Annotated in this window: 10 protein-coding genes; all 10 read left to right on the forward strand. The window is 63.6% G+C overall.

Features of this window, described 5'->3' with window-relative positions:
- A partial coding sequence (locus TR61_RS20220; protein WP_050932020.1) for a hypothetical protein occupies positions 1 to 907 on the forward strand: 907 nt, incomplete at its 5' end.
- Positions 907 to 2,235 carry a Tol-Pal system beta propeller repeat protein TolB gene (gene tolB, locus TR61_RS18535; protein ID WP_050932021.1) on the forward strand — a complete coding sequence of 443 codons (1,329 nt, stop codon included), beginning with the start codon at positions 907 to 909 and terminating at the stop codon, positions 2,233 to 2,235. The genes TR61_RS20220 and tolB, both read left to right, overlap by 1 nt.
- Positions 2,236 to 2,319: 84 nt before the next feature.
- On the forward strand, positions 2,320 to 2,829 hold the full coding sequence (gene pal / locus TR61_RS18540; RefSeq protein ID WP_050932028.1) for a peptidoglycan-associated lipoprotein Pal: 510 nt from the start codon (positions 2,320 to 2,322) through the stop codon (positions 2,827 to 2,829).
- Positions 2,830 to 2,833: 4 nt separating this feature from the next.
- The gene (gene ybgF / locus TR61_RS18545; protein WP_050932022.1) at positions 2,834 to 3,652 is read left to right on the forward strand and encodes a tol-pal system protein YbgF; all 819 of its coding nucleotides are present in this window, start codon (positions 2,834 to 2,836) and stop codon (positions 3,650 to 3,652) included.
- Positions 3,643 to 4,908, forward strand: coding sequence for a tRNA lysidine(34) synthetase TilS (tilS, locus tag TR61_RS18550; RefSeq protein WP_342669450.1), 1,266 nt, complete (start codon positions 3,643 to 3,645; stop codon positions 4,906 to 4,908). The genes ybgF and tilS overlap by 10 nt, the downstream gene beginning before the upstream one ends.
- A gap of 78 nt (positions 4,909 to 4,986) precedes the next feature.
- Positions 4,987 to 6,906, forward strand: coding sequence for an ATP-dependent zinc metalloprotease FtsH (gene ftsH / locus TR61_RS18555; RefSeq protein ID WP_050932023.1), 1,920 nt, complete (start codon positions 4,987 to 4,989; stop codon positions 6,904 to 6,906).
- A gap of 139 nt (positions 6,907 to 7,045) precedes the next feature.
- Complete coding sequence (locus TR61_RS18560) at positions 7,046 to 7,621, forward strand: MOSC domain-containing protein (RefSeq protein ID WP_050932024.1); 576 nt, start codon at positions 7,046 to 7,048, stop codon at positions 7,619 to 7,621.
- A 167-nt stretch (positions 7,622 to 7,788) separates the two neighbouring features.
- Positions 7,789 to 9,465 (forward strand): formate--tetrahydrofolate ligase, encoded by a 1,677-nt coding sequence (locus tag TR61_RS18565; protein WP_050932025.1) that lies wholly within the window; start codon positions 7,789 to 7,791, stop codon positions 9,463 to 9,465.
- A gap of 117 nt (positions 9,466 to 9,582) precedes the next feature.
- Positions 9,583 to 10,050: a hypothetical protein gene (locus TR61_RS18570; RefSeq protein ID WP_050932026.1), complete on the forward strand. Its 468-nt coding sequence runs from the start codon at positions 9,583 to 9,585 to the stop codon at positions 10,048 to 10,050.
- Positions 10,051 to 10,064: 14 nt separating this feature from the next.
- The gene (gene folD, locus TR61_RS18575; RefSeq protein WP_050932027.1) at positions 10,065 to 10,958 is read left to right on the forward strand and encodes a bifunctional methylenetetrahydrofolate dehydrogenase/methenyltetrahydrofolate cyclohydrolase FolD; all 894 of its coding nucleotides are present in this window, start codon (positions 10,065 to 10,067) and stop codon (positions 10,956 to 10,958) included.
- Positions 10,959 to 11,043: the final 85 nt, after the last annotated feature.

Consider the following 11,043-nt stretch of genomic DNA (forward strand, 5'->3'; position numbering starts at 1 on the left):
GCCGGAGGAGCCGACACCCGCGCCGGAGGTCGCGCCGACGCCGGATGCGGAGCCTGAGCGCACGCAGCCCGAGACGGCGGAGACACCGCCGCCGGATGAAACGCCCATCGCCACGCCGGAACCGCTGCAGCCGGCGGATGTCACCGACACAGCGCCGGAGTTGAGCCAGCCGGGCTCGGAAGTGGCGGCTGCGCTGCCGCCCAGCGACACGCCGCAGCCGCGCCCCTCGGAACGGGTGGCGCCGGAGGCTGTCGCCCCGCCTGACCCCGAAGCCGCCCCCGACGAGGTGGAGCGTGAAGCGGTCGTACCCGAAGAGGGCGAGACGGCAACGCCGAGCGACCCGCAGGAGGCCACCGCCCCGGAGGAGGCCGCGCCCGAGATCGTGACCGAAGCCGAAAAGCCCGCGGGCGCGCCCATCCGGTCGCTGCGCCCTACAACCCGCCCCAGCGGCCCTACCGTGGCCGAGGCGCCCGAACCTGAACCCACGCCGGATCGCACGGCGGCGGCGGTAGACGATGCCGTGGCTGCGGCCCTGGCCGAGAATTCCGAACCGCGGGCAGAGACGCCGCGCGCCCCCTCCGGCCCGCCGCTGTCGGCCGGGGAGCGCGACGCGCTGCGCGTGTCGGTGTCGAATTGCTGGAATGTCGGATCGCTGTCGACGGCGGCCTTGTCGACCACCGTGGTCGTGGCCGTCGACATGCAGGAAGACGGACGGCCCGTGGCCAGTTCCATCCGTATGCTCGATTTCTCGGGCGGGCCGGAAAGTGCCGCGCGTCAGGCGTTCGAGGCCGCGCGGCGGGCGATCATCCGCTGTGGCGCACGCGGGTTCCCCCTGCCGGTGGAGAAATATGACCACTGGCGAGAAATTGAAATGACATTCAATCCCGAAAACATGAGGATCAGGTAATGACCTTTTTCATGCGTATCATTCTGGTTTTGCTGGCCCTGCCGGTGCTTCTGGCGCCGCAGGCACAGGCGCAGACCGGACCGTTGAGGATTGAAATCACCGAAGGGGTGATCGAACCCTTGCCCTTCGCGGTGCCCAATTTCGTACCGGCGGGGGCGCAGGCCGCGCAATACGGCCAGGATATCGCGCGGGTGATCGCGTCGGATCTGTCGGGCACGGGGCTGTTCCGGGAAATCCCGGCCACGGCCTTCATCAGCCAGGTCAGCGATTTTGGCGCGCCGGTGCAATATGCCGACTGGAAGGCGATCAACGCGCAGGCGCTGGTCACCGGCTCCGTGGCGTTGCAGGGCGGGCAGTTGGTGGTGCAGTTCCGTCTTTATGACGTGTTTTCCAATGCCGAGCTGGGCAGCGGGTTGCAATTCGTGGGCCCGCCCGAAGGCTGGCGGCGCATGGCGCATAAGGTGTCCGATGCCGTCTATAGCCGGATCACCGGCGAGGGGGGCTATTTCGACAGCCGGGTTGTTTTTGTGTCCGAAAGCGGCCCCAAGAACGAGCGGCGCAAGCGGCTGGCGATCATGGATTATGACGGCGCGAATGTGCAGTATCTGACCGATGCGGGCGCGATCGTGCTGGCGCCGCGGTTTTCGCCCACGGGCGACAGGGTGCTTTATACCTCCTACGCCACCGGAGAGCCGCGGATTTACGTTCTGGATGTGGGATCGGTTCAGCGCCGCGTGCTGGAGCAGCAGCCCGGCACGATGAGTTTCGCACCGCGCTTTGCGCCTGATGGCAATACGGTGGTCTATTCGCTGACCCAGGGCGGCAATACCGACATTTTCAAGCTGGACCTGCGCAGCGGCCAGACCCAGCGCCTGACCAGCGCGCCGTCGATCGAAACTGCGCCCAGCTTTTCGCCCGATGGCACGCGGATCGTCTTTGAAAGCGACCGGTCCGGCACCCAGCAGCTTTATATCATGCCTGTGGGTGGCGGAGAGGCGCAGCGCATCAGTTTCGGTCAGGGCCGGTACGGCACGCCGGTCTGGTCTCCGCGCGGCGATCTGATCGCGTTCACCAAGCAGAACAAGGGCCGCTTCCACATTGGCGTGATGCGGGTGGATGGCAGCGAGGAACGGCTGCTGACCGCGTCTTTCCTGGATGAAAGCCCCACCTGGGCCCCCAATGGCCGCGTGATCATGTTCGCCCGCGAAACGCGCGGCGAACAGGGGACCGTCTCGCTTTATTCGGTGGATATCACCGGGCGCAATCTGAAACCGGTACGTACGCCCGAAGGGGCATCGGACCCGTCCTGGTCGCCGCTTCAGAATTAGGCGGTGCCTGTCACGGTTCGTTCACAAGGCATTATCAATATGATAAAAACGCAGCAAGAAACCAAACATATCGAGGCAAAGAGTATGACACCTTTCACGAAAGCAGCGCTTCTGACCGCTGTTCTGGGCCTGAGCGCCTGTTCGAATGCGACCGGCTGGAATGGCGGAAGCAATGACGTCAACCTGAACGGCGCGGCCGGCGCTGCCGGGACGGCCAGCGATCCGACCTCGCCCGCGCATTTCCAGCAGGTGGTGGGCGACCGGGTCCTGTTCGCGGTGGACCAGTCCACGCTGAGCCCCGAGGCCCAGGCGACCCTGCAGGCGCAGGCGAACTGGCTTCTGGCCAACACGGATTATTCGGCGACAATCGAAGGCCATGCGGATGAGCAGGGCACGCGGGAATACAACATCGCCCTGGGCGCGCGCCGCGCGACGGCGGTGCGGGAATACCTGGTGCAGATGGGCATTCCGGGCTCGCGCCTGCGCACGGTGAGCTATGGCAAGGAGCGGCCTGTGGAAGTGTGTTCAGAAGAAGCATGCTATGCGCAGAACCGCCGGGCGGTTACGGTGCTGGCCACGGGGCTGACGGGGTAATCCGATGAAACAGGGGCTGGGTCTTGTTGCAATCTGTGTGTGCCTGGCGCTGACGCCCATCCGGGCTGTGGCGCAGGACGACCAGACGCTGGCCGATATCCGGCAGGAACTGACCGTGCTTTATGTCGAAATGCAGCGTCTGAAGCGCGAATTGTCGACAACCGGCGCGCCCGGCGTGAATGTGGCGGGCGAAACGGTTCTGGACCGCCTGAACGCCATCGAGGGCGAGTTGCAGCGCCTGACCGCGCGCACCGAGGAGCTGTCGTTCCGGGTGGAACAGATCGTGCAGGACGGCACCAACCGCATCGGAGACCTTGAGTTCCGCCTGGTCGAGCTTGAAGGCGGCGATGTCAGCCAGCTGGGCGAGACGACTACCCTTGGCGGAGAAACCGCTGAGCCAACGATCCGGCCCCAGCCCAACACCAACCCCACCGAACTGGCCGTGGGGGAAGAGGCCGATTTCCGCGCGGCGCAGGATGCGATGGATGCGGGCGATTACGCGCAGGCGGTCACGCTTCTGGAGGGGTTCAACCAGACCTATCCCGGCAGTCCGCTGGCGGCAGAGGTGTCCTATCTGCGCGGGGAATCGCTTAATCAGTTGGGCGATACGCGCGAAGCGGCCCGTGCCTTCCTGGAAAGCTATACCACCTCGCCAGACGGGCCGGTGGCCCCGCAGGCGGTGTTCGAACTGGGCACGGCCCTGGGCAAGCTGGGCAAGACTCGCGAGGCCTGCGTGACACTGGGCGAGGTGGCGGTGCGTTATCCCACATCGCCCGCCGTGAGCAGTGCGCAGGCGGAAATGACCAATCTGGGGTGTGGTTGACCAAAGATCACACCGATATCATTGATCGGATCCATCACGAATTTCGTGCCAATCCGCCAGCGAGGCTGGGCGTAGCAGTCTCGGGCGGGAGCGATTCCGTTGCTTTGCTGCATGCGCTGGCGCAGGCCTGCCCGTCGCTGAACACGCAGCTTTTTGCCGTCACCGTCGATCATGGTTTGCGCGCAGAGGCAGCGCAGGAGGCCGAAGAGGTCGCCCGGATCGCCGCAAGCCTCAACGTGCCGCATCACATTCTGCGCTGGGAAGGCCGGGACGGCAGCGGCAACCTGCAGGCCCAGGCGCGTGAGGCGCGCTATCGGCTGATGACCCGCTGGGCGCGGGACAACGAAATCGCCGTGCTGGCGCTGGGCCATACCGCCGATGATCAGGCCGAAACGGTCCTGATGCGGCTGGCGCGGTCTTCGGGCGTGGATGGTCTGGCGGGGATTCCACGCAGGCGCGTGGTGCATGGGGTGACGATCGTCCGGCCGTTTCTGGATCTGACCCGTGCGGCGCTGCGGGCCTATCTGAAGGATCATGGCGTCAGCTGGATCGAGGATCCCAGCAACGACGACCCGCGGTTCGACCGGGTGCGCCTGCGCGCTGCCGCGCCTCAGCTGGCCGAGCTGGGGCTGACGGCGCAGGCGCTTTCGGATGTGGCCCATAACATGGCGCGTGCGCGCGAAGCGCTTGATTGGTATACCTTTATCGCCGCGCGCGAGGCCGTTCAGCTGGATGGGGGCGACGTCCTGATCGACCGCCGCCATTTCCGCACGCTTCCCGAAGAGATCGCCCGCCGCCTGCTGACCCGTGCGCTGTGCTGGATCGGGGGCGGGCCATACCAGCCGCGGCGGGAGGCCGTCAGCGACGCGCTGGCCGCGATCCGCGGGGGCAAGACAACCACGTTGCATGGCTGCTTGCTGATGTCGCATGCCGGGCTGGTCTGGATTTGCCGGGAATACAACGCCGTGCGCGAGCTGTCGGTTGCCGCGACCGAAACCTGGGACAGGCGCTGGAAGGTGGCCGGATCGGGGCCCGTCGACGCAACACTGACCCTGCGCGCCCTGGGAAAGGGCGGGTTGAAGCAATGCGGCGACTGGCGGCAGACCGGCAGGCCCTATGCGGCGCTTGTCTCGGCACCGTCGATCTGGGAGGGGGATCGGCTGGTTGCCGCCCCGAAGGCCGGGATGACCGGCAAGATCGGGATCGAGCTGATCGGCGGCGGCGAAGAGTTCTTTGCGTCGATATTATCGCATTGAACCCGGGCCGATCCTCTCTATCTTATGAGTCTGAGGGCCGATGGCACGTCTTGGCCCCAAATCTTAGGAGATTTTTCCTTGGGAAATGCACGTAATATCGCCTTTTGGGTCGTTCTGTTTCTGCTGATCCTGGCGCTTTTCAATCTGTTCAGCGGTCCTGGCACCACTATGCAGAACCGCGAAATCAGCTATTCGGAGTTTGTGACGTCGGTTGAGGCCGGCGATGTCAGCCAGGTCACCCTGGACGGGGAGCAGGTGCGCTTCCGTGGCAATGACGGTCAGGATTACGTCACGATCAAGCCCGAAGATGCCGAGATCACCAGCCTGCTGATCGAGAATGACATCCCCGTGCGGGCCGAACAGCAACAGCAATCGGGTTTTCAGGCCTTCCTGATCTCGCTTCTGCCGTTCCTGCTGCTGATTGGTGTGTGGATCTATTTCATGAACCGCATGCAGGGTCGCGGCGGCGGTGGCGCGATGGGTTTTGGCAAATCCAAGGCCAAGATGCTGACCGAAAAGCATGGGCGGGTGACCTTTGACGATGTCGCCGGCATCGACGAGGCCAAGGAAGAGCTGGAAGAGATCGTGGAATTCCTGCGCAATCCGCAGAAATTCTCGCGGCTTGGCGGTAAGATCCCCAAAGGCGCGCTGCTGGTGGGCCCTCCGGGCACCGGTAAGACGCTTTTGGCGCGGGCCATTGCGGGTGAGGCGGGCGTGCCGTTCTTCACCATCTCGGGCTCGGACTTTGTCGAGATGTTCGTGGGTGTGGGTGCATCGCGTGTGCGTGACATGTTCGAACAGGCCAAGAAGAACGCGCCGTGTATCGTCTTTATCGACGAGATTGACGCCGTGGGTCGCCATCGTGGTGCCGGGTATGGCGGCGGCAACGACGAGCGTGAGCAAACACTGAACCAGCTGCTGGTTGAGATGGACGGCTTTGAAGCCAATGAAGGCGTGATCATCATCGCGGCCACCAACCGTAAAGACGTTCTGGACCCGGCACTTCTGCGTCCGGGCCGGTTTGACCGTCAGGTCACCGTGGGCAACCCCGACATCAAGGGCCGGGAGAAGATCCTGGGCGTGCATGCGCGCAAGACACCTCTTGGACCGGACGTGGATCTGCGGATCATCGCGCGCGGGACGCCGGGTTTCTCCGGTGCCGATCTGGCGAACCTTGTGAACGAGGCGGCACTCATGGCCGCGCGTGTGGGCCGCCGCTTTGTCACGATGGAGGACTTCGAGAACGCCAAGGACAAGGTGATGATGGGGGCCGAGAGGCGATCCATGGTCCTTACGGCCGATCAAAAGGAAAAGACCGCCTATCACGAGGCTGGCCACGCAGTGGTGGGGCTTGCCCTGCCGGAATGTGACCCGGTTTATAAGGCCACGATCATTCCGCGCGGTGGCGCGCTGGGTATGGTTGTGTCGCTGCCTGAGATTGACCGGCTGAACTGGCACAAGGATGAATGCGAGCAGAAGCTTGCCATGACGATGGCCGGCAAGGCGGCGGAAATCCTGAAATACGGCGAGGATCACGTGTCGAACGGGCCTGCGGGCGATATCCAGCAGGCCTCGGCGCTGGCGCGCGCCATGGTGCTGCGCTGGGGGATGTCCGACAAGGTGGGCAATATCGACTATGCCGAGGCGCATGAGGGATATCAGGGCAACACGGCTGGTTTCTCGGTCTCGGCCCATACCAAGGAGCTGATTGAGGAAGAGGTGAAGCGCTTCATCTCGGACGCCTATGACCGCGCCAAGTCGATCCTTGAGGAACGCCATGACGAATGGGACCGGCTGGCCCAAGGTCTGCTGGAATATGAGACCCTGACCGGCGAAGAAATCAAACGCGTCATCAAGGGCGAACCGCCCCACGCGGGCGATGATGAGGACAAAGGCTCGGACGAAGGCAGCGCACCCAGCGTGACCGCCATTCCGAAGACCAAGAAGGCCAAGAAGAGCCCTCCTGACGGGGGCATGGAGCCGGAACCGTCGGTCTGATCCGACAGATGATAAACGCAGCGGGGTGCCTTCGGGCGCCCCGTTTTCTTTTGTTGCAATGCGTGAGCACGGGGCTGGTTGACATGGGCGCGGCTTTCGGGCGCTCTCGGGCGCGTAGGATCACCGCAGGAGAGCGCGCATGCCCGTCTTGATCGACAGCGGATATACCGCAACCATCACCTGGCTGGGGGTGTCGCCCGGGCAGGCATCGTTGCGGGCCGCGCCGCAGGACGCGCTGGAGCTGGGCTTTCACGGCATCTCGGGCGCGCGGCACGAGGGGGAGAACCGCCCCTCCTGCGTGCGGGTGAAGAACCTTTATCCCAAGGGGACAGAGATCCGGAATGTCCGCCAGCTGTCGATCCTGAGCCGGGAGGAGATGGACGCCATCGCCCAGCAGATCGGGTTGGAGGCATTGGACCCCGGATTGCTGGGGGCGAATATCATCCTGTCGGGCATTCCCGACTTCACCCATATCCCACCGTCTTCACGACTGCAGGCGGCCAATGGCGCGACCCTGACCATCGACATGGAAAACCGCCCCTGCATCCTGCCGGGCCGCGAGATCGAACAGGATCACGCGGGCCATGGCACGGCCTTCAAGGACGCGGCCAAAGGCAGGCGGGGCGTGACCGCCTGGGTGGAACGGCCCGGCGCGCTGAAGATTGGCGATGCGCTGACGCTGTTTATCCCTGATCAGCGCGCCTGGGCGCCCTGAGGCGTCATCGGTTTCCGATCCGAAACGGTTGGGGCGGTCTGCGCCGTTTCACGGCGTGAATGTGTCGGAATCCATATCGTCGCGGGAAACCGCCAAGGCTATGCCGGGATCTGTAACGAAGCGCAGTCACGCCTTCGACAGGGACAGATCAATCAGGACCGCATCACATGGGTTACAAATCCGACATCGAAATCGCCCGCGAGGCGCAGAAGAAACCGATCCAGGAGATCGGGGATAAACTGGGCATTCCCAGCGCGGACCTGCTGCCCTATGGCCATGACAAGGCGAAGGTCAGCCAAAGCTTCATCAACTCGGTCCAGGATCGTGAGAACGGCAAGCTGATCCTTGTCACCGCGATCAACCCGACACCGGCGGGCGAGGGCAAGACGACCACCACGGTGGGTCTGGGCGATGGTTTGAACCGGATCGGCAAGAAGGCGATGATCTGCATTCGCGAAGCCTCGCTGGGTCCGAACTTCGGGATGAAGGGCGGGGCTGCTGGCGGTGGCTATGCGCAGGTCGTTCCGATGGAAGAGATGAACCTGCATTTCACAGGCGATTTCCACGCGATCACCAGCGCGCATTCGCTGCTGTCGGCGATGATCGACAACCACATCTATTGGGGCAACGAGCTGGAGATCGACACCCGCCGCGTCGTCTGGCGCCGGGTGGTCGACATGAACGACCGTGCGCTGCGGCAGATCAACGTGTCGCTGGGCGGTGTGGCCAACGGTTTCCCGCGTGAAGGCGGGTTTGACATCACCGTGGCGTCGGAAGTCATGGCGATCCTGTGTCTGGCGAAGGATCTGAGCGATCTGCAGAAGCGTCTGGGCGACATGATCGTGGCCTATCGCCGTGACCGCTCGCCGGTTTATGCGCGCGACATCAAGGCCGATGGCGCGATGACCGTGCTGCTCAAAGACGCGATGCAGCCGAACCTGGTGCAGACGCTGGAAAACAACCCCGCCTTTGTGCATGGCGGCCCGTTTGCGAATATCGCGCATGGCTGTAACTCGGTCATCGCGACGACCACGGCGCTGAAGCTGGCCGATTATGTGGTGACCGAGGCAGGTTTCGGGGCCGATCTGGGTGCCGAGAAATTCATGAACATCAAATGCCGCAAGGCGGGGCTGGCCCCGTCGGTGGTGGTCTGCGTGGCCACCGTGCGCGCGATGAAGATGAATGGTGGCGTGGCCAAGGCCGATCTGGGCGCGGAAAACGTGGATGCGGTCAAGAAAGGCTGCCCGAACCTGGGCCGCCACATCGAGAACCTGAAATCCTTCGGCGTGCCGGTGGTCGTGGCGATCAACCACTTTGTCACCGATACCGATGCCGAGATCGCCGCGATCAAGGAATATGTCGCCGAACATGGTGCCGAAGCCGTGCTGAGCCGCCATTGGGAGCTGGGATCCGAAGGCTCGGCCGATCTGGCAACCAAGGTGGCGGAACTGGCGGATGCGAATGTGGCCAACTTCTCGCCCATCTATCCCGATGACATGTCGCTGGCCGACAAGATCCAGACGATCTGTAAACGCATCTATCGCGCGGACGAGGCGCTGATGGACAAGAAGATCCGCGATCAGCTGAAACTGTGGGAAGAGCAGGGATATGGCAATCTGCCGGTCTGTATGGCGAAAACGCAGTACAGCTTCTCGACCGATCCGAACCTGCGCGGTGCGCCCACGGGCCATTCGGTGCCGGTGCGTGAAGTGCGCCTGTCGGCCGGTGCGGGGTTTGTCGTCGCCGTGTGCGGTGAGATCATGACCATGCCCGGCCTGCCGCGCGTCCCGGCGGCCGAGACGATCCATCTGAACGCAGACGGGCAGATCGAAGGGCTGTTCTAAGTCTGACAGACAGGGGCGGCGGGGACTGACATCTTCGCCATCCCTGCAGGCTTCGGTTGCGGAACGGGCAAAGCTTTGGGATGAACGTGCATTGTCCCTTTGTTCAGGAGATGACACATGATCCGTGCGCTGATGTTTGCAGCCCTTCTTGGCGCCACATCCGCGGCCGCCAGTGAACGCCATGTCGGATATTATTACCCCGCTGTAACCTCGACCGAGGTGTTCGACCGCGTCATCCGCCGGCCGGGATCGAACCGCGATGTGCGGATCGACTTCCTGACCCAGTTGACCCAGGCGCAGCTGTCAGCCCCGGAATCGCCCCGATATATCTTTTCCGCAAAGGGCACCGCATCGACGGAACTGATCGTCGTGGCCCTGGATGACGAGATCTTCCGCACGATCTACCGCGCCCGCGCGGTGATGGCGCAGATGACGTCGAACATTCGCAGCAGCCCTCTTTTTCAGGAAGAAGAGCTGCAGACCGTTGCAACCTTTTACGACCTTCTTCAAATGCTGGAATTCGACAGCCTGATCATCACCGATGGTCATAGCTGGACCCACCGGGTTGAATTCCGGCGCGATTAACTCAGGACCGATCCATGACCGCACAGCTGATTGATGGCAAAGCCTTTGCCGCCGATGTTCGCGCCCAGGTGGCGCAGCATGTCAAAACCTTGAAAGACGCGCATGGGATCACGCCGGGGCTGGCTGTTGTGCTGGTGGGCGAGGATCCGGCAAGCCAGGTCTATGTCCGGTCGAAAGGCAAGCAGACGGTCGAAGTGGGCATGAATTCGTTCGAGCACAAGCTGGAGGCTGATACGTCGGAGACCGATCTGCTGGCGTTGATCGACCAACTGAACAGTGATCCGGCGGTCCATGGCATTCTGGTGCAGCTGCCGCTGCCCGGCCATCTGAACGAAGATCTGGTGATTAACGCGATTGATCCGGCCAAGGATGTGGACGGGTTCCATATCTCGAATGTGGGGCTGCTGGGGACGGGGCAGAAAAGCATGGTGCCCTGCACGCCGCTGGGCTGTCTGATGATGCTGCGGGCCCATCATGGCAGCTTGTCGGGGATGGACGCGGTTGTGATCGGCCGGTCGAACATCGTGGGCAAACCCATGGCGCAGCTTCTGCTGGGCGACAGCTGCACGGTGACGATCGCGCATTCGCGCACGAAAGATCTGGCCGATGTGGTGCGCCGCGCCGACATCGTGGTGGCGGCGGTCGGTCGTCCGCAGATGGTGCCGGGCGACTGGGTCAAGCCGGGTGCGACGGTGATCGACGTGGGCATCAACCGCATCGAAAAGCCCGAGGGCGGGACGCGCCTGGTGGGCGATGTGGATTTTGACAGCTGCGCCGAGGTTGCGGGTGCGATCACCCCTGTTCCGGGTGGTGTGGGCCCCATGACAATCGCCTGCCTTCTGGCCAATACGCTGACCGCCTGCTGCCGGGCCAATGGGCTGGAGGAGCCGCAGGGCCTGACGGCCTGACGCGCCTTACACTGGTACCAACGTGCCGGTCAGCGTGGCGATCAGCCGCCGTTCGCCTGCCTTTTCGGCATAGACATCGGCGGCC

The organism is Aestuariivita boseongensis (assembly GCF_001262635.1).
GTDB lineage: Bacteria > Pseudomonadota > Alphaproteobacteria > Rhodobacterales > Rhodobacteraceae > Aestuariivita > Aestuariivita boseongensis.